Source organism: Streptomyces sp. bgisy100 (genome assembly GCF_057709105.1).
On the sequence record NZ_JBYITE010000011.1, the window covers coordinates 38571 to 64428 of the forward strand.

Annotated in this window: 21 protein-coding genes, 3 pseudogenes and 1 riboswitch; of the genes and pseudogenes, 7 read left to right on the top strand and 17 right to left on the bottom strand. The window is 74.5% G+C overall.

The window, feature by feature from the left end:
• Window positions 1-16: 16 nt before the first annotated feature.
• From AC3EQ1_RS10210 to AC3EQ1_RS10230, 5 genes and pseudogenes are all read right to left on the bottom strand, one after another.
• Window positions 17-681 (bottom strand): annotated as a pseudogene (locus tag AC3EQ1_RS10210) (TIGR03557 family F420-dependent LLM class oxidoreductase); the annotation flags it as partial.
• Window positions 682-885: 204 nt separating this feature from the next.
• Complete coding sequence (locus AC3EQ1_RS10215; RefSeq protein ID WP_432093994.1) at window positions 886-1677, bottom strand: polyprenol monophosphomannose synthase; 792 nt, start codon at window positions 1675-1677, stop codon at window positions 886-888.
• Complete coding sequence (gene lnt, locus AC3EQ1_RS10220; RefSeq protein WP_432093995.1) at window positions 1674-3452, bottom strand: apolipoprotein N-acyltransferase; 1779 nt, start codon at window positions 3450-3452, stop codon at window positions 1674-1676. The genes AC3EQ1_RS10215 and lnt overlap by 4 nt, the downstream gene beginning before the upstream one ends.
• A gap of 811 nt (window positions 3453-4263) precedes the next feature.
• Window positions 4264-5934, bottom strand: coding sequence for an amidohydrolase (locus AC3EQ1_RS10225; RefSeq protein WP_432093996.1), 1671 nt, complete (start codon window positions 5932-5934; stop codon window positions 4264-4266).
• Between the two features lie 108 nt (window positions 5935-6042).
• Window positions 6043-6483 carry an Lrp/AsnC family transcriptional regulator gene (locus tag AC3EQ1_RS10230; protein ID WP_351503947.1) on the bottom strand — a complete coding sequence of 147 codons (441 nt, stop codon included), beginning with the start codon at window positions 6481-6483 and terminating at the stop codon, window positions 6043-6045.
• Between the two features lie 264 nt (window positions 6484-6747).
• On the opposite strand from AC3EQ1_RS10230, the gene AC3EQ1_RS10235 reads away from it, so the two are divergent.
• Complete coding sequence (locus tag AC3EQ1_RS10235; RefSeq protein WP_432093997.1) at window positions 6748-7581, top strand: alpha/beta fold hydrolase; 834 nt, start codon at window positions 6748-6750, stop codon at window positions 7579-7581.
• Between the two features lie 447 nt (window positions 7582-8028).
• Window positions 8029-8451 (top strand): hypothetical protein, encoded by a 423-nt coding sequence (locus AC3EQ1_RS10240; RefSeq protein WP_432093998.1) that lies wholly within the window; start codon window positions 8029-8031, stop codon window positions 8449-8451.
• Window positions 8452-8661: 210 nt separating this feature from the next.
• On the opposite strand, the gene AC3EQ1_RS10245 is transcribed toward AC3EQ1_RS10240, so the two are convergent.
• A complete protein-coding gene (locus tag AC3EQ1_RS10245) occupies window positions 8662-9834 on the bottom strand; it encodes an acyl-CoA dehydrogenase family protein (RefSeq protein WP_432093999.1) in 1173 nt (390 codons plus the stop codon).
• A gap of 313 nt (window positions 9835-10147) precedes the next feature.
• Between AC3EQ1_RS10245 and AC3EQ1_RS10250 the strand changes: the two genes are divergently transcribed.
• The 3 genes and pseudogenes from AC3EQ1_RS10250 to AC3EQ1_RS10260 all read left to right on the top strand — a co-directional run bounded on the left by AC3EQ1_RS10250 (window position 10148) and on the right by AC3EQ1_RS10260 (window position 13050).
• On the top strand, window positions 10148-11401 hold the full coding sequence (locus AC3EQ1_RS10250) for a glycoside hydrolase family 18 protein (RefSeq protein WP_432094000.1): 1254 nt from the start codon (window positions 10148-10150) through the stop codon (window positions 11399-11401).
• A 449-nt stretch (window positions 11402-11850) separates the two neighbouring features.
• Window positions 11851-12516: pseudogene (gene dhaL, locus AC3EQ1_RS10255) on the top strand (dihydroxyacetone kinase subunit DhaL); the annotation flags it as partial.
• Between the two features lie 132 nt (window positions 12517-12648).
• The gene (locus tag AC3EQ1_RS10260) at window positions 12649-13050 is read left to right on the top strand and encodes a PTS-dependent dihydroxyacetone kinase phosphotransferase subunit DhaM (protein ID WP_432094115.1); all 402 of its coding nucleotides are present in this window, start codon (window positions 12649-12651) and stop codon (window positions 13048-13050) included.
• Between the two features lie 271 nt (window positions 13051-13321).
• Here AC3EQ1_RS10260 and AC3EQ1_RS10265 read toward each other — a convergent pair whose 3' ends face one another.
• From AC3EQ1_RS10265 to AC3EQ1_RS10285, 5 genes are all read right to left on the bottom strand, one after another.
• Window positions 13322-13573 (bottom strand): hypothetical protein, encoded by a 252-nt coding sequence (locus AC3EQ1_RS10265; RefSeq protein ID WP_432094001.1) that lies wholly within the window; start codon window positions 13571-13573, stop codon window positions 13322-13324.
• Between the two features lie 274 nt (window positions 13574-13847).
• Window positions 13848-15917, bottom strand: a complete 2070-nt coding sequence (locus AC3EQ1_RS10270) for a SpoIIE family protein phosphatase (protein ID WP_432094002.1) — start codon at window positions 15915-15917, stop codon at window positions 13848-13850.
• 226 nt (window positions 15918-16143) lie between these two features.
• The gene (locus tag AC3EQ1_RS10275) at window positions 16144-17175 is read right to left on the bottom strand and encodes an SCO0930 family lipoprotein (RefSeq protein ID WP_432094003.1); all 1032 of its coding nucleotides are present in this window, start codon (window positions 17173-17175) and stop codon (window positions 16144-16146) included.
• A gap of 563 nt (window positions 17176-17738) precedes the next feature.
• Window positions 17739-18068, bottom strand: a complete 330-nt coding sequence (locus tag AC3EQ1_RS10280; RefSeq protein WP_432094004.1) for a cupin domain-containing protein — start codon at window positions 18066-18068, stop codon at window positions 17739-17741.
• 170 nt (window positions 18069-18238) lie between these two features.
• Window positions 18239-18802 carry a TIGR03086 family metal-binding protein gene (locus AC3EQ1_RS10285; RefSeq protein WP_432094005.1) on the bottom strand — a complete coding sequence of 188 codons (564 nt, stop codon included), beginning with the start codon at window positions 18800-18802 and terminating at the stop codon, window positions 18239-18241.
• Between the two features lie 625 nt (window positions 18803-19427).
• Between AC3EQ1_RS10285 and AC3EQ1_RS10290 the strand changes: the two are divergent.
• Window positions 19428-20147, top strand: a pseudogene (locus AC3EQ1_RS10290) (DMT family transporter); the annotation flags it as partial.
• Window positions 20148-20557: 410 nt separating this feature from the next.
• Here AC3EQ1_RS10290 and AC3EQ1_RS10295 read toward each other — a convergent pair.
• From AC3EQ1_RS10295 to AC3EQ1_RS10315, 5 genes are all read right to left on the bottom strand, one after another.
• Window positions 20558-21403, bottom strand: a complete 846-nt coding sequence (locus AC3EQ1_RS10295; RefSeq protein ID WP_432094006.1) for an energy-coupling factor ABC transporter ATP-binding protein — start codon at window positions 21401-21403, stop codon at window positions 20558-20560.
• On the bottom strand, window positions 21400-22149 hold the full coding sequence (cbiQ, locus tag AC3EQ1_RS10300; protein ID WP_432094007.1) for a cobalt ECF transporter T component CbiQ: 750 nt from the start codon (window positions 22147-22149) through the stop codon (window positions 21400-21402). The genes AC3EQ1_RS10295 and cbiQ overlap by 4 nt, the downstream gene beginning before the upstream one ends.
• 4 nt (window positions 22150-22153) lie before the next feature.
• On the bottom strand, window positions 22154-22594 hold the full coding sequence (locus AC3EQ1_RS10305) for an energy-coupling factor ABC transporter substrate-binding protein (RefSeq protein WP_432094008.1): 441 nt from the start codon (window positions 22592-22594) through the stop codon (window positions 22154-22156).
• Complete coding sequence (locus tag AC3EQ1_RS10310; RefSeq protein WP_432094009.1) at window positions 22591-23283, bottom strand: energy-coupling factor ABC transporter permease; 693 nt, start codon at window positions 23281-23283, stop codon at window positions 22591-22593. Before AC3EQ1_RS10310 ends, AC3EQ1_RS10305 begins: the two co-directional genes overlap by 4 nt.
• A 29-nt stretch (window positions 23284-23312) precedes the next feature.
• Window positions 23313-23507: riboswitch (cobalamin riboswitch) on the bottom strand.
• A gap of 196 nt (window positions 23508-23703) precedes the next feature.
• Entirely contained in the window at window positions 23704-24420 is a 717-nt protein-coding gene (locus AC3EQ1_RS10315; RefSeq protein ID WP_432094010.1) for a (2Fe-2S)-binding protein, read from the bottom strand.
• Window positions 24421-24671: 251 nt separating this feature from the next.
• Here AC3EQ1_RS10315 and AC3EQ1_RS10320 point away from each other — a divergent pair, with 251 nt between their 5' ends.
• Window positions 24672-24911: a chaplin gene (locus AC3EQ1_RS10320; protein WP_351503911.1), complete on the top strand. Its 240-nt coding sequence runs from the start codon at window positions 24672-24674 to the stop codon at window positions 24909-24911.
• Between the two features lie 342 nt (window positions 24912-25253).
• On the opposite strand, the gene AC3EQ1_RS10325 is transcribed toward AC3EQ1_RS10320, so the two are convergent.
• Window positions 25254-25820: a GNAT family N-acetyltransferase gene (locus AC3EQ1_RS10325; protein ID WP_432094011.1), complete on the bottom strand. Its 567-nt coding sequence runs from the start codon at window positions 25818-25820 to the stop codon at window positions 25254-25256.
• Between the last annotated feature and the right edge of the window lie 38 nt (window positions 25821-25858).

Below are 25858 nucleotides of genomic sequence, written 5' to 3' on the forward strand. Positions count from 1 at the left end.
GTACCCACCCCCGTCCTCAGAATGCCGCACGAAGCTTCGGCAGGAGAGTGCTGTGCGCCCATTCCAGGAAGGCGGGCTGGCTGTCGCCGCCGATCTGCACCAGGGCGATCTCGGTGAACCCCCGCGTCCGCGAACGGGCGCACGGCACCCACGAAGTCCTCGGGGGCGTCACCGCAGGGAATCGACGCCGCGACGTCCTCCGGCCGTACGAAGCGGGTGGCGGCCTCGAAGGCGGCCGGGCCGGGCAGCTCGGAGTTGACCTTCCAGCCGCCGCTGAACCAGCGGAACTGGTCGTGCGCCCGGCTGACGGCGGCATCGCGGTCCGGGTCGTAGCAGACGGGCAGTTGTCCCACCCGGGGCTTGCCCGCTCCGCCGTTCCGCGAGAACGAGTCGAGGAGGGCGGCCTTCGGCTCGGTGGCGATCACGAGGTCGGCCACGCGGGCGGCCAGGGCGCAGGACTGCTCTCCGGAGACGGCGACGCCGATGGGTGGGGGGCCGGTCCGGCAGGTCCCAGAGCTTGGCGGACTCCACGTCGAAGTGGGTGCCGCGGTGGTTGACATGGCCTCCGGCGAAGAGGGCGCGGATGATCCGCACGGCCTCTTCGAGCATCTCGTGCCGGACATCGACCGGGGGCCAGCCGCCGCCCACCACATGTTCGTTGAGGTTCTCCCCCGCGCCGAGACGGCTCTCGCTGCCCCGCACGCTCGCGGGGAGGCCTGCGTCCTCGGCGGAGCGACGGGCACCGGCCCTGCAGGCCGCCGCCCGAAGGAGATACGGCCCGGTCACGCTCGCCGCCGTGGGCCCGCGCACGCCGGCCTGAGGGGCCCGCGCCGTGACCCCGGCCCCGTCCCGGCTACCGCCCGTCCCGGCTGCCGTCCGTCCCGGCTACCGCCCGTCGCGGCCCAGGAGCCGCTTCGCCCGGGAGGAGATGCCCCAGCCGGTGACCCGCCACAGTGCCTCGACGAGGATGTCGCGGCTCATCTTGCTGTCCCCGAACTCGCGCTCCACGAAGGTGATGGGCACCTCCACGATGTGGAAGCCCGCCTTCGCCGCCCGCCAGGCCAGGTCGACCTGGAAGCAGTAGCCCGCCGAGGCGACGGCCTCCATGCCCAGGCCCTCGAGGGTCTCCTTGCGGAAGGCCCGGTAGCCACCGGTGACATCGCGCATCGGGACGCCGAGCAGGAGCCGGGAGTAGAGGCTGCCGCCGCGGGAGATGAACTCGCGGGACTTGGGCCAGTTCACCACCCGGCCGCCGGGCACCCAGCGGGAGCCGAGGACGAGGTCCGCGCTCTTGAGGGCGGTGAGCAGCCGCGGCAGTTCCTCGGGCCGGTGCGAGCCGTCGGCGTCCATCTCGACGAGGACGCCGTAGCCGTTCTCGATGCCCCAGCGGAATCCGGCCAGATAGGCCGCGCCGAGTCCTTCCTTGCCCTTGCGGTGCAGCACGTGGACCTGCTCGTCCTCGGCCACCAGCTCATCGGCGAGCTTGCCCGTGCCGTCCGGGCTGTTGTCGTCGGCGACGAGGACGTGCGCCTCCGGCACCGCGGCCCGCACCCGCCCGACGATCGACTTGACGTTCTCCGCCTCGTTGTAGGTCGGGATGATCACCAGAGCCGTGCCGAGCGGGCCGTACTGCCGCCCCTGCGCCCCGCTGCGCGGAACCGCGCCACCGTCGTTCACTTCTGCCCCTTCCCGTCCATTCGTCCCCGCCGGCCGATCATGATCCCGGCGGCGCAGGCCAGAAGGCCCACCATAGCGAGAACCCACTCCGGACCTGCGCCGACGCGGTCGGCGACCGTCGTTTCGTCACGCAGGGGGAGGCGTGCGGTGAGCACATCCCGGGTGAACTCCGCGGTCCGCTGCTCGACCGTGCCGTCGGGGGCGACCACGGCGCTGATGCCGCTGGTGGCGGCGGTGACCACGGCCCGGCCGTGCTCGACGGCCCGCAGCCGGGACATGGCGAGCTGCTGGTCGGGCTGGCCGGTGCGGCCGTAGGTGGCGTTGTTGGTCTGGACGACGAGGGCGCGGGCCCCCTTCTGCACCGTGTCCCGGACGATCTCGTCGTAGGCGACCTCGAAGCAGATGACGTCGCCGATCCGGGCGGGCCCGGCCTGGAGGACACCGGTGCGGTCGCCGGGGTAGAAGTCGCGGGGCACCCGCTGGAGCCGGGTGATCACCTTGCTGAGCTGGTCACGGAACGGTACGTACTCACCGAACGGCACGGGGTGCTGCTTGGTGTAGGAGGCGCCGGGGCCGGTCCGGGGGTCCCAGACGATGCCCTGGTTCTCGACGTAGCCCTCCTTGCCCGGGTGGTCGATGAGGGCCCCGATCAGGACGGGCACCCCGATCGCCTTGACCGCCCGGTCGATCCGGTCGTACGCCTCGCGGTACTGGAACGGGTCGAGATCGGAGGCGTTCTCCGGCCAGATCACCAGGTCGGGCCGCTCGGCCCGGCCCTCCTTCACCCGCTTCGCCAGGTCGAGGGTGGCGTCGGCATGGTTGTTGAGGATCTTCATCGGACGGCCCAGGAAGTTCATCCCGGGCTGTTCGACATTGCCCTGGACGACGGCGATGTCGACGTGGTCGTCGGCGGCGGTGGGCACGGGCACCGCGTAGCCGGCGACCGCCACGCTCACCGCGAGGACCGCGGCGCCGGCTCCGGGCAGCACGGACCGGAGGTCGCGCGGCGCCCGGCGCAGCCGCAGGGCGCCCACGACCGCGGCGGCCAGCAGCATGCCGCTCAGCGCGACCGCGAAGGTGACCAGCGCGGCGCCGCCGAGGGCCGCGTACGGGGTGAAGGACGAGCCGGTGTTGGCGAACGCCAGCCGCCCCCAGGGGAATCCCCCGAACGGGACGCGGTCGCGCGCCCACTCCTCGGCGACCCACAGGCAGGCACCCCACAGCGGCCACAGCGGCAGCCGGGAGACGACGGCCAGGCCCGCGCCGAGGGCGGCGAGGAAGAGACCCTCGATGACGGAGAGGCCGACGACCGCGTCGTAGCCGACCACATGGAGCCAGCGGAGCAGCACGAAGAAGAACGGCAGGCCGAAGGCGAACCCGGTCCAGGCGCCCTGCCGGGCGGTACGGCCGCGGGTGAGGAGACCCAGCCCGGCCACGGCGAGCACCGACAGCGGCCACCAGCCGTAGGGCGGGAAGGCCAGGGCGAGCGCCGCCCCGGCGACGGCGGCGGCAGCGGTGCGCGGCGCCTCACGGCGCACGGCCCGCCCGATCCGCCGCGCCCGGCCGGTCACGGCGCCGGGCTCCGCCGGTTTCCCGGCCGGCACGTCGGAGCCCTCCGCGGGCCCGTCGGGACCGGATGCCGCGTCCTGGTCGGCGGCGCGGTCGGTCTCCGCCCCGGCGGCGGAGCCGCCCGGCGCCGCGAGGTCTGCCTCGCGGCGTCCGGAAGCTGAGCCTCCGGACGGCTGGGCGGTGGTGGTATCGGGACCCGATGGCACGGTCGCGGCCTTCCTTGCAGGTCGTGCAGTCGTCTGGTGACGGTACATCGCGGAGGCGGGGCCATGGGCCCGGTGGGTGCACCCCGGCCCGGAAGCTACTACTCCGCTTCTGTGCGGGCCGGGTCGACGGGGGCCGGAGGACGGTGACCGGGCGCGGCCCGGAGGGGCACCGGGGCGGTCCGAACCGAGAGCGAGCGGCACACGGGCGCGCAGCATCTCGACGGGTGCGGCGAGGCCAGGAGCGCTGCGAGGACGGCACGGAACGCGGGAAGCGGAATACGGACGGCGGACGCAGGAAGGTCAGGCGAGCGCGGGATCCCGGAAAGCGCCGGTACGCGGAGGCCGTCCGGCCGAGGGCGGGAGGTGACGGGAGGCACCGGGCCGCAGGCCCGCCGTGCCGGATCGAACGGATGGGGGCCCGGCGCCCTTCGGGCCGACCTGGGACCCGCTGGCTGCGGATCGACCGAGAGCCGTTGTCTACTGAACGTCCGGGCCCCACCCGGGTCGCACCTGCCGACCGGCCGATACCCCCCTCGCCCCCGTGGCGCGGACGCTGGACCTGGCTCCCAGTGGCGGTGCACCGTGCGGCGCACCGCCCCAATGCCCAGCGGCGTGCGGCGACTGCGTGGAGATTCTTCTCCGGTCGGACGTCCTGTGGTGGACTCGGCCGAACCTACCGGCCGCCGCCCGCGTTCTGTCAACAGCCGCTTGACCTGCGCCTCTTGCTCGATCCGGCAGGTCAGTGGGGAAGATCCGCAGGTGACGCGACGGACCGGTACCCGGAGTTCCGGCCGCGCGCCACCCCGGTACGTCACTCGTTCGGCCGTGCGAAGACCGTGTGTCCGCCCACCACGGTGCGCAGGCAGACGGGCAGCTCGGTCCCCGGGGTGAGGTCGGGCAGCCCGGGGGTACCGGAGCGGGGGTCGGTCGACCAGTTGGCGACGCGGGTGTCGGGGACCTGAACGACCAGGTCCGAGGCCTGCCAGACGGCGTAGTCGGCGGGGGCACCGGGCACGAGCACCCCGGCGTCGTCGCGGCCCACGGCCCGCCAACCGCCCCGTGTGTGGGCGGTGAACGCGGCGCGGACCGAGATGCGGTGCTCGGGGGTGCGGTGGAAGGCGGCCGCCCGGATCGTGCCCCACGGGTCCAGCGGGGTGACGGGGCTGTCCGAACCGAGGGCGAGCGGCACACCGGCGCGCAGCATCGCCGCGTACGGATTCAGGGTGCGGGCCCGTTCGGCGCCGAGCCGCTGGGCGTACATGCCGTCGGCCCCGCCCCAGGCGGCGTCGAAGGCGGGCTGCACCGAGGCGGTCAGGCCCAGTTCGGCGAAGTCGGCGATGGTCTCCGGGGTGAGCATCTCGGCGTGCTCGACCCGGTGGCGGGCGGCGCGGACGGCGGCCGGGCCGAGTCGTTCGGCGGCGCCCCGCACGCCGGACGCGACAGCGGTGAGTGCGGCGTCGCCGATGGCGTGGAAACCGGCCTGGAGTCCGGCCTCGGTGCAGGCGGCGACATGGGCGGCGATGGCCGGGGCGTCCAGGTACGCGGTGCCGGTGTGCGCCCCGCCGCCGTCGGGGGCGTCGGGCGGGACATCGGCGTACGGCTCGTGGAGGCGGGCGGTGTGCGATCCGAGGGAACCGTCGACGAAGAGGTCTCCCCCGGCGCCGACCGCTCCGAGCCCCCGGATCCGGGCGGCGTCCTCCGTGTCCCGGATCTGCTCCGCCCAGTAGCCGAGGACCCGGGGCCCGCGCTCGTGCGCGGCGAGTTCGAGCAGGCCGGTGAAGTCGTCCGCACCGGAGATGTCGGGGCCGCCGCACTCGTGGACGGTGCCGATGCCGAGCGAGGCGGCGCGGCGCAGGGCGGCCCGCTGGGCCGCGGCCCGCTGGCCGGGAGTGACGGCGGCGTACGCGGCCCGCCGTACGGCGTGGTGGGCCTCCCGGGTGAGCGGCCCCTCGGGGCTGTGGCCGGGGAGGCCGGCAACGCCCGGGACGAGGTCCAGCAGAGCTCCGGTGACCACCGCCGAGTGCACGTCCACCCGGGTGAGATAGAGAGGCCGGCCGTGCACGGCGGCCTCCAGCTCCGAACGGGACGGGGGCCGCTGCTCGGGCCACCGGGTGGCGTCCCAGCCGTGCCCGAGGAGGACGCGGTCCCCGGGACGTTCGGCGGCGTACGCCCGCACCCGGTCCAGGGCCTCGGCGAGCGTCCGGGTGCCGGAGAGGTCGAGTCCGGTGAGCGCGAGTCCCGTCGCGGTGGTGTGCACATGGGCGTCGGTGAAGGCCGGGGTGACGAGAGCCCCCTGGAGGTCCACGGTCTCGTCGACGCCGTCGGCGAAGGCGTCCGCGGCCCCCTCGGACCCCACCCACGCGACCGCGCCGCCCTCGACGACCATGGCGGTGGCGAACGGGTCGGCGGGACTGTGGACCGTTCCGCCGCGCAGCAGCAGCGTGCGGGGGGCGTCGTCCTGGCGCGTGGGGCTCTCACTCATGACGGTCAGTGTCTCCCGCGCGCGGGCGGCTGCCCGCCCCGGGGTCGGACGCGCGACCGCCGGCGTGCCCGGGCACCCCGCGGCCCCGTTCGGATGCGGGGCGGACGGTCAGATACGGGGCGGGCGGGCCTCGTACGGCGTGGAGAGCACCACGGTGGTGCGGGTGGAGACACCGGACTGGGAGCGGATCCGGGTGAGGAGGTGCTCCAGCTCCAGCGGCGTGGCGACCCGCACCTTGAGGATGTAGTTCTCGTCGCCCGCCACGCTGTGGCACGCCTCGATTTCGGCGATGTCGGCGAGCCGGTCCGCGATGTCGTCCGGGGCGCTCGGGTCGAAGGGCTTGACCGAGATGAACGCGGTCAGCGGAAGGCCGACGGCTTCGGGGTCGACGACGGCCGCGTACCCGCGGATGACACCCCGCTGCTCCAGCCTGCGGACGCGCTGATGCACCGCCGACGTGGACAGGCCGGTGGCCTTGCCCAGGTCGGTGTAGCTCATGCGCCCGTCCTTGACGAGCAATTCCACAATCTGCCGGTCCAGTTCCTCCACACCGCAAGAACCTACAGCGCCGGTGCCCCCTTGGCACACCTGGCCTCCGGCCGTACACGGCTTCGAGCGGGCCCGGCGCGCCCCGCGCGCGGGTCCGGCGGCGGACCGTCGGCCCCTCCCGGGCGGAACGGGGGCGTCCGCGCGATGCCGCGGTGGGACGGCCGGCCGGTGGCCGGTCACGGCCGGAACGCGGTCACACTCGGTTGCCCGCGGCCACCGGCGAGTGGCAGTGTTCCATGGCAGGACACGACGGGGGAGATCTTCATGTTGCAGGAACTGTCCACCGGTATCCGGTTATCCGTCAGCGAATTCGGCGACCCGGAGGCGGAGCCGCTGCTGATGGTGACGGGGGCGGGCGGCTCGAAGGACGGCTGGGGTCCGCTGATCCGCGCGCTGGCCACCCGCTACCGGCTGATCTGCTTCGACTGCCGCGGGCTGGGCGAGTCGGACGCCGGCGACGGGCCGCTCTCCATGAACACGGTCGCCGACGACATGGCCGCCCTGCTGGACACCCTCGGCATCACCCGGACCCACGTGCTGGCCTGGTCGTTCGGGTCGGGTGTGGCCCAGGCCTTCGCGCTGCGGCACGCCGAACGGCTGGGGGGACTCGTCCTCTGGTCGACCTGGGGCCGCACCGACGAGTACATGCGGGCGATGTTCACGGCCCTGCGGTACCCGTTCGCCCGCCGCGACCCCCAGACCGCGGTGTCGGTGCTCCGCCTCGTCTTCTCCCCCGAGCTGCTCAGGTCTCCGGCCGCCGGGGAGCTGCTGGAGGAACTGGTGCCGCTGTTCCCGCGCACCGAGGAGCAGCTGCGGACGACGGTGGAGCAGTGGGACGCGGCCCTCGAGCACGACACCCTGGACCGGCTGCCGTCCATCACCGGGCCGACGCTGGTCGTGGCCGGGGAGAAGGACGTGCTCTGCCCTCCGCGGATGGGTCAGGCGGTCGCCGCACGCCTGCCGGACGCGCGGTACGAGGTGTTCTGCGGGCCGGGTTCCAGCCATGCTCTGGGGCTGGAGCGGCCGGACGAGTTCAGCACCCTGGTCTTCGGCTTCCTGGCGGACCACCCGCTGGCCGCTCTCGCGGGAGCACGCTGAGAGGCGCCCCGGCCCGTAAAGCCGGGCCGGGGTGCGGCCGCCCCGCGCGTCCACGCCCGACCCCGACTTCAGCGCGGACGGGTTCGCCGGTCCGTTGCTCCCGAGGCTCCGGGGCGCGAACTCCGGTGCACGACAGGTGGGTCGCGATGACGGACCTCGGCGATCTCCCGCGGCCCTGACCACAGGTTTCGTGACCGCCGGACGACTCGACCACCTCGAACGATCGCCGATCCGTCAGGCGTCCTTCGTTTGCGAGGCGCAGACCGGCGATGCGCTCCGCGCGCCCGAGAGGCGAACCGGGGGCACCACCCAGACCATGTGACGAACGCCACATAACTCGGGCGGGGTCCCCCGGAGCGTCGCGGTTACCTGTCGGACGGTCAGGGAAATGGTTGCTGTGGTCGAGGCCGCAGTGCCTTGCCGGCCCACCTGAGGGGGAGAAGAACCATGCGCAGCCTGAAGCGCCCCGGTCGCAGCGACCGCATTCAGACCTCGTCCGTCGACACGGACCTCGTGCCGGACGGCCTCGATGCCGACGACGAGAGCGACGAGGACAGTACCGAAACCTACGAGATATTCCGGGTCATCTGCCCGGACTGCGCGCGGGCGATCGCGCTGCTCGCCGAGGAGGAAGTCCTCCCGCAACACGCCCTGTGCCCGACGCCGTGGAACCCGTTCGGCCTCGAGGTCTGCCCGGGGACGGGCCGCGGTGTCGCCGGGACGATGCCTGCCGACGGCACTCCGGCCGCCCTGGAGCAGGACGCCGCGATGCTGCTGACGCTGCCGGAGGGCCTGGACTGGCGCCGGCAGCCGTTCTCCCACGTGGGCGGCCCGGGTTCCCGGCCGCTGCGGGTGCCGACCCGCTCCTGAGGGGTCCTCGGGGGCCGGCCCTTCGCCCGGCGCGCCGCCGGGCCCCGGCCCCGGGAACCATCCGCACGCGTCACCCGGCCGGGCCTGCCCGGCATCCCCTCACCCGCCCCGCACGGGAGGCGGGTGAGTTCACGTCAGCCGGCGTCCACGCCAGGCCGGTCCCGCAGTGGGCCCCCGCGGTCCCGGCCCGGCCCCTCCCCGCGAAGGCCGCTAGCGGCTCTCCGGCCCCGCCAGGTGCCGGGCGATCACCATGCGCTGGATCTGGTTGGTGCCCTCCACGATCTGCAGCACCTTGGCCTCCCGCATGTACCGCTCGGCGGGGAAGTCCGCGGTGTAGCCGTAGCCGCCGAGCACCTGGACGGCGTCGGTCGTCACCTTCATGGCCGTATCGGTGCAGAAGAGTTTGGCCATCGCCGCCTGCTTCGAGAACGGCAGGCCCGCGTCCCGCAGCCGGGCCGCCGCGAGGTACAGGGCGCGGCCGGCCTCGATCTGGGTCCCCATGTCGGCGAGCATGAAGCGCAGGCCCTGGAAGTCGGCGATCGGGCGGCCGAACTGCTGCCGGTCGGCGGCGTAGACCAGCGCCTCGTCCAGGGCGGCCTGAGCCACTCCGATGGCGCAGGCGGCGATGCCGAGCCGGCCGGAGTCGAGGGCGGACAGCGCGACGGCGAAACCCTGGCCCTCGTCCCCCACGCGACGGGCGTCGGGGACCCGGACCCCGTCGAAGTGCAGCTGGGCCGTGGGTGATCCCTTCATGCCCATCTTGCGCTCGGGTGCCGCGGCGGACAGGCCGGGGGCGTCGCCCGGGACGAGGAACGCGGTGATGCCCTTGGCTCCCTCGCCGCCGGTCCGGGCGAGGACCGTGTAGAAGTCGGCGATGCCGCCGTGGGTGATCCACGCCTTGGTGCCGTCGACGACCCAGTCGTCGCCGTCCCGGACCGCGCGGGTGCGCAGGGACGCGGCGTCGGAGCCGGAGGCGGGCTCGGAGAGACAGTACGCGCCGAGGAGGCCGCCGCCGAGCATGGCCGGAAGGTGCTCGGTGCGCTGCTCCTTGGTGCCGAACGCGGCGACGGCGTGGCAGGCGAGGGTGTGGACGCTGACGCCCAGGCCGACCGTCAGGCGGGTCGCGGCGAGCTCCTCCAGGACCTGAAGGTAGACCTCGTAGGGCTGGGCGCCGCCGCCGTACTCCTCCTCGTACGGCAGGCCGAGGAGGCCGGCCTCGGACAGGAGGGAGAAGACCTCGCGGGGGAAGCGGCTCTCCGCCTCCTCCCCGGCCGCGTGCGGGGCGATCTCCCGCTGAGCCAGCTCGCGGACGAGACCGAAGAGGTCCCGGGCTTCCTCGGTGGGCAGTTGGCGTTCCACCGGCTGTGCGGCGCGGTCGGTCATGGCGGCGCTCTCCTCCCTGTCGGGCGCTGCGGCGGCCTTCCGCACGGGGTAGGGCGGGCGCCACCGGACGTTCTGCCGGTCGGTCCTGCCCCGTCGGGTCTCGAAGGGGCCTGACCAGCGGCTCTGGCGCGTTGAGTATGCCCGATCGAGGGACGCGCGTCACAGGTCGGCCGGGATGGATTCCGTCGTTCCCCTATTGGTCCGAACCATTGACGTATTGGTCTAGTCCTTCTAACGTTCCAGCATCGCTCTTCGCGTCCATGTCAACTCGGCCGAGGCCGGCGCCGCCGCCTCCCCCACACCGAGGAGAAACATGCTCAGACCGAACCGGCCCCCCGCCCGCCTCCGCACTCTGCTCACGGTCCTCGCGGCCGTCTGCGCGACGCTGCTCGCCGCGGCCCTTCCCGCGGGCCCCGCCGCCGCGGAGCAGCCGCGGGCCGCCGCCCCGGCGACGGCGGCGGCAGGCTCCAAGGTCCTCGGCTACTTCACCAACTGGGGCGTCTACCAGCGCAATTACCACGTGAAGAACATCCAGGCCTCCGGGTCCGCGAACCGGCTCACCCACATCAACTACGCCTTCGGCAACGTCACCGGCGGCCAGTGCCGGATCGGGGACGCCTACGCGGACTACGACAAGTTCTACGACGCCGCCTCCAGCGTCGACGGCACAGCGGACACCTGGGACAACGGCGCGCTGCGCGGCAACTTCAACCAGCTGCGCAAGCTGAAGAGGCTGCACCCCGGCCTCAAGGTTCTCTGGTCCTTCGGCGGCTGGACCTGGTCCGGCGGCTTCGGCGAAGCGGCCCGCAACGCCGCCGCGTTCGCCGACTCCTGCTACCGGCTGGTCGAGGACCCGCGGTGGGCGGACGTCTTCGACGGCATCGACATCGACTGGGAGTACCCGAACGCCTGCGGCCTGAGCTGCGACAGCAGCGGACGCGACGCCTTCCGGACCCTGATGCAGGCGCTGCGCGCCCGGTTCGGCGACAGCAACCTGGTGACCGCGGCCATCACCGCCGACGCCTCCCCCGGCGGCAAGATCGAGGCCGCCGACTACGCGGGGGCCGCCCGGTACGTCGACTGGTACAACCCGATGACGTACGACTTCTTCGGCGCCTGGGCCGCCCAGGGCCCGACCGCGCCGCACTCCCCGCTCACCTCCTGGCCGGGGCTGCCGAAGCAGGGCTTCACCACCGACGCCGCGATCTCCAAGCTCCGGGGACTGGGCATCCCCGCGTCGAAGCTGCTGCTGGGCATCGGCTTCTACGGGCGCGGCTGGACCGGCGTCGCCCAGCAGGCCCCGGGCGGCACCGCCACCGGGTCGGCGCCCGGCACGTACGAGGCGGGCATCGAGGACTACAAGGTGCTGAAGAGCCGGTGTCCGGCGAACGGCACCGTCGCCGGGACCGCGTACGCCCACTGCGGCTCCCAGTGGTGGAGCTACGACACCCCGCAGACCATCGCCGCGAAGACGGCCTGGAAGAACCAGCAGGGGCTGGGCGGCACCTTCTTCTGGGAGCTCAGCGGCGACACCGCGAACGGCGAACTCATCAAGGCCATCGGCTGACCGGCGGTGCGGGGCACCCGCCCGGACTCCGCCACGGGAGCGGGCCGGGCGGGTGCCCCGCCGCCGACGGCACTGCGCCGGTGGTGCTGCCGCCGGTCGCCACGCCGCCCGTTGTCCTGCCCTCGTCGCCCTGCCGCCCGTTGTCCTGCCCCGGACGTCGGCGGCGGGGCGACGGGCGGTGCGCCGGGACGCAGGCCCGCGGAGGTTCGGGGACGAGGTGGACAAGATCGTCGCGGCACGCCTCCACGGATGGGCAGCGACGGCCGCGGAGCGCTACGGTACGGCCCACGACCTGCGGTTCATCGGTCCGTTTCCCGGTGCGGGAACGCCCTCCGGCGACCGCCGTGGGGGGCTGACCGGACGCCGCGGGCGCAGACTGGTGGCGGACGGCCCGTACCCCCGCGCAGGCCGTACGCCCGCATCCGCTCCGAGCCGAGGAGTCTCCGCCCATGACCGACCCGACGGGCCCCGCCTCCGCCGTACTGGACACCGCCTTCTTCCTGCGGTGGCTCGACCGCGCCACGAAGGTCATCACCGAGCAGGCCGCCCAGCTCACCGAGCTCGACTCCGCCATCGGGGACGCGGACCACGGTGCCAACCTCAAGCGCGGTTTCACCTCGGCGCTCGCCGTGGTGACGGCCGAACCACCCGGCACGCCGGGGGCGCTGCTCAAGGCGTTCGGCACCCACCTCACCAACACGGTCGGCGGCGCGTCCGGTCCGCTGTACGGCACGGTGCTGCGCCGCGCGGGCCGGGTCCTGGGCGACGAGGACCCCGTCACCCCCGAGGCGCTCGGCGAGGCGCTGGCGGCGGCGGTGGCCGGGGTGCGGCGGCTGGGCGACTCCGGGCCCGGGGACAAGACGATGGTCGACGCGCTGGCTCCGGCCGCCGAGGCGTACAGCGTGGCGCTGGGCGGCGGCGCCCAGGTCCCGCAGGCCCTCGCGGCGGCCTCGCAGGCGGCCCGGGAGGGGGCCGAGGCGACCGTCCCGCTGCAGGCCCGGCGCGGGCGGGCCAGTTACCTCGGCGAGCGGAGCATCGGCCACAAGGACCCCGGGGCCGCGTCGTCGGCGCTGCTGATCACCGCCCTCTACGACGTCACGGCGGCGACGGGGGACGAGCCCGCGGCCCCGTCCGGCGCCGGAACGGTGACCGGGACCGCGGAGGCCGGGGCGGCGGAGACCGCGGGCGGTGCGGAGGAGACGGACGACGAGGAGGGGGCCCAGCCGGCCGCCACCGGGGCCGAGGCCATGGTCGGGGTGGCCCTGGTCTCGCACAGCCGTGACGTGGCCGCCGCCACGGCGGAACTGGCCAAGGCCCTGGTCGGTTCCGGCACTCCGGCGCCGATAGGCGTGGCGGGCGGTGTCGAGGACGGCGGCATCGGGACCAGCGCCACGCTGATCCGCGACGCGATCAAGCACGCGGACGCGGGCCGCGGTGTGGTGGTGATCTGCGACATGGGCAGCGCCGTGCTGACGGTGAAGGCCCTGCTGGCCGAGACGGGCGCGTCCGCGCTGCCGGAGGGCGTGCGGATCGCCGACGCGCCCTTCGTGGAGGGTGCGGTGGCGGCGCTGGTCACCGCGTCGGCGGGGGCCGACCTCGATCTGGTCCTCTCGGCGACCGACGACGCCCGGAACTACCACAAGGTCTGACCGGACCGGGCCCCTGGCTCGCGGCACCGGGGCGGTGGGGCGGAGCCCTGTCGGCCCGGTGCCGTGGCGCTTGACGGTTCGCGCGCGGCGCGTTCGCGTGCGGGCCGGTTCGTACGCGGGGCGGGCCGGCTGCGGGGCAGGCTCGGGCGGCGGCGGCCGGCGGGGCGCACCGGGCCCCGGACGGCACACCGGCTCCTCGACCGGACGCGGCGTTGCGTCGGCCTCTCCGCCGGGCAGGGGCGGCGGCCACCCGCCCGGCACGGGACGCCGGCTACTCGGCCGGGCGGGCCTCGTGGTCGAGGATGCGTGCCTGCCACCGTCCGAGCACCTCGGCCCGGCCGACTCCCGCCGCGTCCGCCTCCTGCAGCAGTGCCTCGGCGGCCATGGCGGCGAGACGGACCGTGACGTGGCTGACGTCGCGGGCGTCGAGCGGCTCCAGGAGCGCGGCGGCGCCCTCGCCGTCATTGGCGAGAGCGCAGGCCACGACGGCCATCGTCAGTCGGTCCCACTCGTGTGCGTTCACGCGGGATCCCTGCCCGGTGCGGCCCGGCGCGGAACCCCGCACGCCCCGTACCCGCCTGCCTCGTACGCGCACGCCCCGTACCCGCACGCCGCGTACGCGCACGCCCCGTACCCGCACGCCGCGGGCCCGGGCGGGCGCCGCCCGTCGGCCGCCAGAGCGAAGGGCCGAGGGGGCGAGGGGCCGAGGGGCGAGGGGGCCGACCGGTCCCGGCCGGACCGGGGCCCGCACCGCTCCTCGTCGGCCCTGGAGCCTTGTCGGTACCGCCGCCGGAGCCTCAGCGGTCCTGGAGGATGAACTCGCCCCACACGCTCTTGCCGGCCCCCTGGGCCTCCACGCCCCAGACGTCGGCGAGCCGGTCCACCAGCAGCAGCCCGCGCCCCGAGACGCCGGTCTCCCCCGGCTCGCGCCGGCGGGGCAGGCCGCTGGACATGTCCTCCACCTCGACCCGCAGCCGGTGGTCGGTCCCCCCGAGCATCCGGACGGTCACCACGGCGCCGCCGTCGGTGTGCAGCAGGGCGTTGGTGATGAGTTCGTCCGCGACGAGTTCGACCTCGTCCGCACGGCTCCGCGCGCCCCAGGTCCGTACCGCGTCGCCGATCGCCTGCCGGACGGCCGTCAGGGCCTCCGGGTCCGCCGGCGAGATGTGCCGGTACAGGCGCTGGCCCAGCTCCGGAACGGCCGGTCCCTCCCGGCGCAGCAGGAGCATCGCCATGTCGTCGCCGCCGCCCTGCGCCCCGATCTCCGCGCCGAGGTGGTCGGCGAGGGCCTCGACCTCGTGCGGGCCGCGGCGTATCGCCTCCAGCAGCCGGCGCAGGCCGTCGTCCACGTCGGCGCCGGGCTGCTCGATCAGCCCGTCGGTGAACAGGATCAGGGTCTCCCCCGGGTCGAGGGCGAGCCGGGTGACCGGGTAGTCGTTGCGGCCGAACTGGGCGGAGAGCCCCAGCGGCAGCCCGCCGGCCAGGCCCAGCGCCCGGCAGCTGCCGTCCGGGTGCCGGATCAGCGGGTCGACGTGCCCGGCCCGGACGATCTGCAGGGACCCGTCCACCGGGTCGGCCTCGGCATAGGCGCAGGTGGCGAAGCGGTCGGTCTCCAATTCGTTGAGGAAGACCGAGGCCCGGGCCATGACGGTGGCGGGGGCGTGGCCCTCGGCGGCGTAGGCGCGCAGGGCGATGCGCAGCTGGCCCATCACGGCCGCCGCGTGGGTGTCGTGGCCCTGGACGTCCCCGATCACCACCCCGACGCGGCCGCCGGGCACGGGGATGGCGTCGTACCAGTCGCCGCCGATGTCCCGTCCGAAGCGGGCGGAGCGGTACCGGACGGCGATGTGGGCGCCGGGCACGTCGGGGATGCTGCGCGGCAGCATGGCCGTCTGGAGGTTCTCCGCGATGTCGTGCTCCTGGTCGAAGAGCATGGCCCGCTGGAGGCTCTGCGCGATGCTGCTGCTGAGGGCGACGAGGAGGTTGCGCTCCTCGGGGCTGAACGACTGCTTGTCGCGGTAGAGAAAGCCCAGCGCGCCGAGCGGCCGGGCCTGGGCGATCAGCGGCAGATACGCGGCGGCGGAGACGTCCAGCGGCTCGATGTGCGGCCACAGCCGCGGGTAGCGGCGGGCGAACTCCTCCGGCGACGTCATCAGGCGGGGCACCAGGGTGCGCACCACCTCGCTCATCGGGAAGTCCTCGTCGACGCGGGTGTACTCCAGTTCCGGGACGTTGCTGCCCTCCTGGCCCTCCACGACGACCCGCATCCGGCCGTCCTCCAGCAGCCCCATCACCAGGCTGACCGCGCCGAGCCGGCCCATGCCCTGGCTGTCGGCCAGCACATCGATGACGTCCTGCACGGTGATGGCGTGGGCGAGGGCGGCGGTGGTCTCCTCCACGACGCTGGTCTGGCGCCGCCGCTCCTCGGCCAGGGCGAGGCGTTCCGCGGAGTGCGCGAGTTCCGCGGTGGCGTCGCGGATGATCCCGACGACGCGGTGCGGACGGCCGTCGCTGTCGCGGTGGACGTAGCCCTGGGTGTGGGTCCACCGCAGGGAGCCGTCGCGGCACCGGGTGCGGAAGTAGGTGCCGTAGGTGGTGCTGCCGTCCCGGAGCGCCTGGGCGACCACGGCGTCCAGGCGTCGGGCCTCGGACGCGGGGATGTGCCGGGAGAGGGTCGCCGGGTCGCCGTCGTAGTCGTCCAGTTCCAGCTCGAAGACGCTCAGGGCGGCGGCATCCAGGTGCATGCGGCCGCTGTCGAGATCCCAGTCGAAGCTGCCCATGCGGTTGAGCGCCAGATTGATCTCGGGGCGCATGGGCCACTCGTCCGGCAACGGGGTGGAGGCCGGGGCCGTTCCCCGATCAACCATGTCACCCTCCCGGAGCGGCGGGGAACCGCGCGGGGCGGCGCGCCGACGGTCAGCTGTGCCCTTCAGCGCAACTCTGTCATTGTTCGCCCGATTTTTCGAAAGATGGTGGCAGACCCGGCGGTGGCAGGCCGGTGCGGCGGAGCGGCCGACGCACCTGGTCATCGGCCCCTCCGCCGCACCGTTCCCGCAGGCCCGCGACGGCCGCCCGGTGGGCGGGTCCGGTCGGCTACTCGGCCTTCTCACCGTCGGGTGAGACCGCGGACCAGGATTCGCCGACGCCCTGTCCGTTCGTGTCCCCGGGCTTCTCGTCGCCGGTGTACCAGTACAGCAGCCAGCAGTCGATCGAGAGCTGATCCTCGCCCTCGGGGCGGGTGAACGTGGTGAGCAGCTCGGGGTCGACGCCCTCGACATCGGCCTTGTCCACCGGCTTGGCCGGCTTCCAGGTGTCCAGGCACGCGCCGGTGCAGTTGGACTTCATCGGCCAGGCGGAGTCCTTGTCGAAGCGGTAGAGCGTGCGGCCCTTCCCGTCGCGGAGGATCTCGCCGAGCTTCGGGTCGTTGAAGGTGGAGAGCGCGGGCAGCTTCCCCGCGGCCGCTCCGCCCGGGCCGGCCCCCGCTCCCCCGGTGCCGGCCTCCGCACCGCCACCGCCGCCGCCACCGCTGCCGTCGGCACCGCCGCCGGCTTCGTCGGCTCCCGACGCCTTGGTGCCGTCGGGCGCGGAGGCGGACCAAGTGCCGCCCACGCCCTCCCCCTTGACCTGCCACGGCTTGGTGTCCTTGGCGTACCGGTACATGGGCCAGCCCGCGACGGTGAGCTGCTGTGTGCCGTCGGCGCGGGTCACCTCGCCCAGCAGGGAGGAGTCGATTCCGGCGGCCGAGGAGACGTCCGCCGCGGGAACCGGCGACCAAGTGGTGGCGCAGTCGCCGACGCAGGCGGACTTCGGCGGCTCGGCCGAGTCCTTGTCGAAGCGGTAGAGAGTGAAGCCCTTGCTGTCGGTCAGCACGGAGCCGAGCTTCTTGCTGGTGCCCACCATGAGCTGTCCGGCGGGCTGGGTGCCGGGCGACTTGCCGCCCTGCGGCGCCGCCCCGCCGTAACCGCCCTGCCCGTACCCGTTGTTCCCCTTGCCGGGCGCGACACCGGCCTGACCGGCGGGCTGCACCCCGGTCGCGTCCGTCGGTCCGGATTCCGCCCCGCATGCCGTTGTCAGCATGATCGCCGCAGCGGTCGTCGCGACCGAGGCGTTCCGCCACTTCCTCATGTCCACTCCTGCAGTCCGCTTCACGTCCGGCGCGGGTGCGCGCCTCCGACTGGGGTGAATACGGACGGTGGCGTCCCGTGCGTTCAACCGCGGCGGCGTTTTCCGTGGCGGGCTTCCCGGCGTCCCCGGCCGCCTGCGGGCCCGGTGCGGCGCGGGTGCCGGGAGGTGAAGTCCCCCGTGGTGGGGGCCGGTTCGGAGGTGTCGATTCCGGTTCACGGGGCCGTCGGCCCCCGGGCGCTCCCGGCGACGCGGGCCGACGCCTGGGCGAGGGCAGCGGAACAGGGGGCACGGAGCCCCTGCGCGGCCATGACGCCCCTTGCGGAGGCCGGCTGTTGGACGTTTCAGGGGCCCGTTCCGATCCGCGCGTACACCGGTCCGAAGCCGGCTCGCGGCCTCCGTGCAGGGGCCGTTGCGGGATTCCGCTCCGTCGCCGGGCGCCGTGGACCGCGCGGCGCACCTCGGGGTCCGGGCATTTTCGTTGCGGACCCGCGCCGCGGTACCGGCGCACGCCTTTCGGCAGGTGCGGCCCCGGTACCGCGGAGCCCGGTCCGGAACCGTCCGGACTACGGCTTGACGACGGTGAGCAGCACCGTCGAGTCCTCGACGGCCTCGGCGGCCTGCCGGGTGGGCGGCAGCACGATGAGTTCGCCGTTCACGGCCTCGACCGCGTCGTCGTCGCTCTCCAGCCGCATCCGTCCGGTGAGGACGAGCACCGTGGCCTCGCCGGGGCTGACGTGTTCGGTCATCCGGGCACCGGCCTTGAGCGCGATCAAGGTGTGGCGCAGTTGGCGGCCCGTCCCGCCGAGCGGGGTCACGGCGGCGCGGCCGGCCGGTGCTTCCCTGGCCAGGGCGAGCTGCTCCTCGGCCACGGTCCTGAGCGAGATCTTCTCCATGCGTACCACTGTGCTGCCGGGGGCGGGGCGCCGCACCCGCACCGGGCACGGCCCCGCACGTCCCGGGGCTGTCGGCTCCTTCCGGTCGGGTCTCCGCGTCTCCCGGGCCGTCCGCGCGGCACCCGGGCGGGGGCGCCGGTACGCCCTCGCCGTGTCCGGCCGCCCGCCTCTCAGGGGCGGCGTCCGAGCAGGGCGACGAGACGGTCCTGGGCGGATGCCGACGCGGGCACCGGGACCGGGGGTGCGAAGACCCCGGCTCCCTGCCAGGCGGCGGCCTGCGGCTCGACGAAGGCGAGGACCGCGGCGGCCAGGGCCTCGTCCAACGGTTCGTCGTCTCCGGTGCCGCGCCCCAGATCCCAGGCGTGCACGGCGAGATCGGTGGTCATCTGCCAGCCGTACTCCGTGGCGGGGGTGGGGCCGGCGCCGGTCTGCACGGTGCCGTCGAGGGCGCCGTCCCGGTGGAACGCGGCGGCCGACTGCTCCGCGGACCGGTCCCAGGCCCGCGTGGGGTGATCGCCGAGGACGTCGCCGCCGAACCGGTCGCCGACCTCGGCGAGCGTGGCGCCGCGCAGCAGCGGCGGCGCCCACAGCTGCTCTCCGACGACATGGTTGACCAGGTCGCGGACCGACCACTCGGTGCACGGGGTGGCGGCCGTCCACTGACCGGCCGCCACCCCGTGCACCCGTTGGGCGAACTCCGCGCGAGCGGCGTCGAACGCCTGGAGCAGTTCCATGGCCTCAGGCCGTTCCGGCGGGGGGTGCCGGCGCGGGCTGGGGCTCCGGGCCCGGCTCGGGGTGGTTCGGCCCCGGCGGTACCGGCGGAATCGGGTCGGGCGGCAGCGGACCGGGGCTCGGCCCCGGCACCGGTCCCGGACCTGGCCCCGGGCCGGGACCGGGCGGAGGCGTCGGGGTGGGGGGTACGGGGTCGGGGTGCGTCATCGTGTGCCTCCCGGACATGGATGCGAACGGTTGCGGCGGCTTCCCCGCCGACGTGCCGATGGGTACCCCGTCCTGGCCGGTTCAGACCCGTCCTTCGGATCACCGGACCGTCCGGCCGCCCCGCGCGCCGGAGACGCGCCCCTCCCTCCGGGTGCCCCCGGGGTGCTCCCGGCCGACCGGGCCACGCCGGCCGGTCCCGCTCCGACCAGGGCCGATGTACGCGACTGCGGCTGGGCAGCGGTGCCGGGCGCCGCTCGTCCGTCCGCAGTGTGCACCCGGGCCTCCACCGGCAGTCGGACCCGGCGGCCCGGCGTACACCATACGGCGTATGTCAGGTGCGTCCGTCAAGACGACGACAACTGGCCATTGTTCGCCCATCGTTGACCACATGATCAGCAAGCGGGCGAGGCGGGGGCGCCCATGAGCTCCCTGACCCTGTCCGTGCTGCTGTGCCTGGCGTCGGCCATTTGCTACGCGGCGGCCGCCGTTCTGCAGGAACGGGTGGCGGCCGGCACGCCGTCGCTCCGGGCCGCGCTGCTCCGACGCGGCGACTGGTGGGCCTCGGCCGCGCTGAACGGGGCCGGCGGGGCCCTCCATGTGATCGCCCTGGGCTTCGGCCCCCTGACGGTCGTCCAGCCGCTCGGCGTCCTGACCCTGGTGTTCGTCCTGCCGATGGCGGCGGTGACGGTCCGGCGGCGAACCACCCCGGCCGGGCGGCGCGGCGCCCTGCTGACCGCGGCCGGGCTGGCCGGGCTCCTGCTGCTGACCGGGGAGGGGGGAGCGTCCCGGCCGCTGTCCGGCGGTGAGCAGTCCGGCGTGGCGGTGGGCACCGCGGCGACGGTGACGGTCCTGGTCCTCCTGAGCCGCCGGGCGCGGCGGCCGGGCGCGCGCAGTGTTCTGCTGGCCGGTGCGTCCGGGGTGTGCTTCGGCATGGCGTCGGTGTTCGTGAAGTCGGTGGCGGAGGCGTGGCCGTCGGTCCCGGTGACCGCGGAGCTGCCGACTCTGGGCGTGGTGGCGCTGCTGGCGGTCGCGGGGCTGGCCACGTCCCAGGCCTCCTACCGGGGAGGCGGCCTGACCGCACCGCTGGCCACGGTGACGGTCGTCAATCCGGTGGCCGCCGCGGCGGTGGGCGTCGGGCTGCTGCACGAAGGTTTCCGCTTCGGCGCGGCGGGGGTTCCGGCGGCGCTCGCGGCCGGGGCGCTCACGGCATGGGGCCTGGTGGTCCTGACGGCGGACGGCAACGAGCGGCGGGGCCGGTCGCGGGCGGTGCCGATTTCGGTTCCGGTTCCGGTGCCGGTGCCGGGAACGGAGGGGGACGGGAGAGCCGTCGCCCCTGCCGTCGATGGTGGCGCGGCGGTCCGCGATCCGGTCCCGGCCCGCCCTTCCGGCGCGGCGGACCGGGGCAGGACGAAGTACCGGACGAAGCTCCGGGGCCGGAGCCCGAGAACGAAACTCCGGGGCCGGGGCACGAGAACGAAGCCCCGGGGCCGGAGCCCGGCCCGACATGACGCGGGCCCGACAGGCGCCGGGCACCGGACACCGGCCCGGCATCAGGCCGTTCGCACCACCGCGTACCCCGCCAGGTCCTCCGGCGTCCGCGGCCCGGTGGCGTCGGCTCCGAGCAGTCCGTGCGCCCGCAGCACCTCGGCCGCCGCCTGCCCCCACGGGCGCCGCAGCCGGGCGTCGTCCAGCAGCCGGCCGTCGGCCAGCAGTTCCGCGGTCGGCCCGGTGTGCAGGCCGTCCGGGGCGAGCACGGCGGTGTCGTCCGCCCAGCGCAGGGCCAGGTCCACGTCGTGCGTGGCCATGACCACGGTGGTGCCCGCCGCCCGGAGCCGCCTCAGCACCTCCAGCAGCCGCTCCTGGCCGTGCGGGTCGAGGCCCGCCGTCGGCTCGTCGAGGATCAGCACCCGCGGTCGCATGGCCACCGCTCCGGCGATGGCCGCCCGCTTGCGCTGCCCGTAGGAGAGCAGATGCGTGGGGCGGTCGCGCAGCGCGGTGATGTCCAGCGCGGCGAGGGCGTCCGCGACGCGCTCGCGAACCTCCGGCTCCGGGAGCCCGAGGTTCATCGGGCCGAACGACACGTCCTGCCCGACCGACGCGGCGAAGAGCTGGTCGTCCGGGTCCTGGACCACCAACTGCACCGTGGTGCGCAGCCGGGTGAGCCCCGCGCGGCCGTAGGAGACCGTGGTTCCCTCCAGGCGCAGCTCGCCCGCCGAGGGCCGAAGGCCCCCGCTGAGCAGCCGCAGCAGGGTGGTCTTCCCGCTGCCGTTCCGGCCCAGCAGCGCCAGGCTGCGGCCGTCGCGGATGCCGAAGGTGACGTCGTCCAGGACGGTCGGCCCGTCCTCGTAGGCGTATCCCGCGCCGAGGAGTTCCACCACGTGCGGTCCTGCGGTCATGGGGTGAGCCTTTCGAGTGCGAGCGTGAGGGCGGCGATCCCCGCCAGGAGCGCGACGGACGCCGCCACGAAGCGCCGGGAGACCTCGGAGTCGGCCACCAGGACGCGGAGCGAGCCGTCGTAGCCGCGGCCCGCGAGCCCCGTCTGGAGCCGGGCCGCCCGTGCGAACGCCCGGACGAACACGGTGGCCCCGAGCCCGGCCAGCGACCGCCAGGCCGCGGCGCGTCCGGACTGGCCCAGCCGGGCGGCCTGGGCCTGGCGGACCCGGGAGACGGTGTCCAGGAGCAGGAACGCCATCCGGTAGGTGACCAGGGCGACATCGACGACCGCGGGCGGCACGCCCGCCCGCACCAGCCGGGGCAGGAGGTCGGACAGGGGTGTGGTGAACGAGAACAGCAGCACCCCGAGCGACGCGGCGGAGGTGCGCAGCAACAGCTGCCCGGCGTGCGCGGGCCCCTCCGGCGCCAGGGAGAGCGGGCCGTGCGGGCCGCCCAGCCGGACGAGGAGCGGCAGGGCGCCGGTGACGCAGAAGCCGAGCGGGATGCGGTAGGCCCGCCACAGCTGACGGGGCGGCACGGCGGCCGGACCCAGCAGCAGGACGAGCGCGGCCACCACGACGAGGAGCGACCCCGGCCACGGCGGCAGGCAGACCGCCGACACCGTCAGCCCGAGCGCGAGGACGGCTTTGTCCAGAGGGTGGCGGCGGCGCCAGCGACTGCTGTGCGCCGCCGCGTCGATGGGCAGCACGCGGCTAGGCCGCGGTCTCGCGGTCCGGCGCCGCCGCCCCGCCCGGGGCACCGGAGCCGTCCTCGGATCCGGAGCCGTCCTCGGACCTGAGGTTGTCCTCGGACCTGAAGTTGTCCTGGGCCCCGGAGCCATCCTGGGACGCGACCCGCTCCGCGCCCTGACGGCGGCCGCGGCGCAGCCCGAAGTAGTACGCCAGAACGCCCGCGCCGAGGGCGGCCTGGAGGGCGAACAGCGCGGACTCCACCTCGCCGGACGGCGGTTCGTAGAGCGGGCTGAACCAGGGCTCGTAGTCCGGCCGGATCTCGGTGATCGCGGACTCGGCCTGGGCGTCGGCGCCCGTGAAGGGCTCCTTCTTGTGGTCCCCGAGGCCGAGCGCGAGCGGCAGCACCGCCAGGGCGACGACCAGCGCCAGCAACAGCAGGTTGATCTTGGTGTGACGCTTCATCGGGCAACGGCCTCCTGGTTCTCCGCGCGGCGGGACAGCACGCCCAGCCGGATCAGATCCCCCTTGCTGGACTGGGTCAGCAGGCGCATCACCAGCACGGTGAGGATGCCCTCGCTGACGGCCAGCGGGATCTGGGTGACGGCGAAGATGCCGCCGAACTTGGCGAGGGAGCCGAGCACTCCGGTGCCCGGGTCGGGGAAGGCCAGCGCGAGCTGCAGGCTGGTGACGCAGTAGGTGCTCAGGTCCGCGACGAACGCCCCGGCGAACACGGCGGCCATGAGCGGTGCGCCCAGCCGCCGGGCCAGCCGGTACACCCCGTATCCGGCCCAGGGGCCGACGATCGCCATGGAGAACGCGTTGGCCCCGAGCGTGGTGAGCCCGCCGTGGGCGAGCAGCAGCGCCTGGAAGAGCAGGGTGATCGTGCCGAGCACCGTCATGATGGGCGGCCGGAACAGGATGGCCCCGAGGCCGGTGCCCGTCGGATGCGAGCAACTGCCGGTCACCGACGGGATCTTGAGGGCGGAGAGGACGAAGGTGAAGGCTCCGGAGGCGCCGAGCAGCAGCGTGCTCTCGGGGTTCTCCTTGACCTCGCGGGACAGGGACCGGACGCCGTGGACGACGAACGGGGCAGCGGCGGCGCCCCAGGCGACCGCGTGCAACGGGGGCAGATACCCCTCGGCTATATGCATGGGAAAGCGAACCTCTCCAGCACCTCGTGGATGGACGACGCGCCCCGGCCGGTCTCCTGGCTGACGGGTCATGCCGTCCGGACTCCGCCTTCCCGGGCACCGAGCCGGCGGCTCGGCGTCCCAGTGGCTCCCCGAGGGGTGGAACCGGACTTCCCGATCACAGTGGCGAGGGCCGCACCGGTTTCATCACCGGTTTCCCGTACACCAAGGCCCTGAGAGGTTAGTGGGCAGCACGCTCCGGTCACAACCAGGGATCGGTATCGGCCACCGCCGAGGCAGGAGCAACGGTGCGCTTCAGGGGCGCGGGCGGCCAACCGTGCGCCCCTCGGGTGAGCATGGTCACCGCCCCGCGGGCGAGTGCGTGGTGGCCGTCTCTTCGGGCGAGCGTGGCCGTCGCTTCAGACGATCGTGGCCATCGCCTCAGGCCAGCGCGCAGTCGCCGCAGAGGCCGCCGCCCGGGACCCGGTAGTAGAGACAGCAGCTGCGCCGGGTGAAGGTACCGCCCGCAAGGGTGCCGGTGCCGTGCAGCGGTGGTTCCCGGAACAGCTCCCGGACCAGCGCCGACGCCGTGTCCGCGGCCTCGGTGCGGCCCTGTGCGCGGCAGCCGTCGCGCAGGACGCGGTACGAGCCGAACAGCGCCGACCCGGCATTGCCCCAGAGCAGTTGCCCCGAAACCGGACTTACCGACCGTACGGCGCGGTGCAGGGGGACGAGCTGGCCGTCGACCACCGCCGCGCGCAGCCGGTCCGCCGAGGTGCCGGGATCGGCCGCGGGCATGGGGCCGGGCAGCCAGAGTTCGTCCGGCGCGCTCCGGTCCGGGTGCCACCACAGCCGTTCCGGGGAGAGGTCGGGGAGGGTGCCGGCGAGCACGGCGGAGCCGAGCGCGAGAGACCACAGCCGGGCGGCGAGCCCCTGGAAGACGAGGGACGCGCCCACCCGGAGTTCGTCCGTGCCCAGCCGGCCGGCCACGGTGGTGATCCGGGCGCGCAGCGGACCGGGGTCCGCGCCCAGTTCCGCGAGCGGCGCATAGCCGTGGGCCCGCGGCCCCTCCCCCGGCGCCTCCGCGGTACGGACGGCGAAGAACGGCCCCGCCGCGGCGACCCGGCGCAGGCCTTCGGCCATGGACGTCCCCGGCATGCGGCTCCTCTCCGTCGTCCCCCGGATTCTCCCGTACGGGCCGACGGCGGACGGGAGGGCACCCGGGCGGGACGCTTCGCCCCCGCCGCGACGGGGAGACGGGGCGGCGGCAACACTGCACCCGCAACTCACTCGATAGGGCTAAAGCCGCTCGCAAGGCGCATCTTCACCTCGTCCGGTGCGTTGATCCGGTTCCCTGCTTGTCACAGGCAGGGAACTTTCTTTCTGTACGACTGAAAAGAGTTTGCGTCATGTCGCGTATTGCCAAGGCCGCCGTTCTGGCCGCCACTGCCGGTGCCGCCCTCTCCGCCGCCGCTGGTGCGGCGGTCGCCGACTCGGGCACCCAGGGTGCCGCCGTGTTCTCCCCGGGCATCGGTTCGGGCAACCTGGTCCAGGCCCCGATCCACGTGCCGGTCAACGCCTGCGGGGACACCGTGAGCGTCATCGGTGTCGCCAACCCCGCCCTCGGGAACTCCTGCGTCAACCGCTGAAGTTCCTCGGTCGGCAGGGCCTTGTCGACCGGTGAGACCTCGGGGCCCCCGGGCCCCGACCGCTGAGGGGAGCACGCCGGGCGGCATTCCGGCTCCTCCGCCCCCTCGGCTGTGGCGCCCGTCCACGGGACGGCGGGCGCCACTTTCCTGTTTTCGCACCTGGACGGACGCGAGGTTCTCCGACTCCGCGACGTACCGCACCTCCGTGATGCCCCGCACCTCCGTGGCCTCCCGCACCTCCGTGGTGCCCCCCACCTCCACGACGTACCGAACCCCCGTGGTGCCCCGCACCGTGGCGCCCCTGGCCCGAGCAGTGCCCGGCCCCGCAGCAGCGTCCGTCGGTCAGCCGTGGGCGCGATCGGTCGGCATGCGCACCGGTTCCGCCAGGTCGGAGGGGCGGATGCGGTACACGTTGAGCCGCATGTCGTAGTACTTGGTCGTCTCCCCCACCCATTCCATGCCGATCCGGCGGGCCGTCGCCGCGGCCTTGGTGTTGTTGGGGCGGGCGACCGCGAACAGTTCGTCCACGCCCTGCTCGAACGCCCACCGGACCACCGCGGCACCGGCCTCCGTCGCATAGCCCCGTCCCCAGGCGTCGGGGCTGAGCTGCCAGCCGATCTCCAGGTCCTCGTCGTAGGGCGGCAGCATCCGGATGACGACCCCGCCGACCACCCGGTCGTCCTCCCGGCGCTGTACGGCCCAGCGTCCCGACGGCCGCACCAGGTTGGGCTGCGACTCCTCCCACGCCTGGAGGACGGCGCGCATCGCGGACAGGTCGCCGACCCGGTGCATGGCAGGCGTCAGCCAGTGGGCGACCTCCTCGGCACCGTAGATCCGCAGCGCGGCCTCGGCGTCGCCGGGGGTCCAGTCGCGCACCACGAGCCGTTCCGTACGCAGTGGCGCATACATGCTCCTCACGCTAACCGGAGCGGGGCGCCACGGCCTCT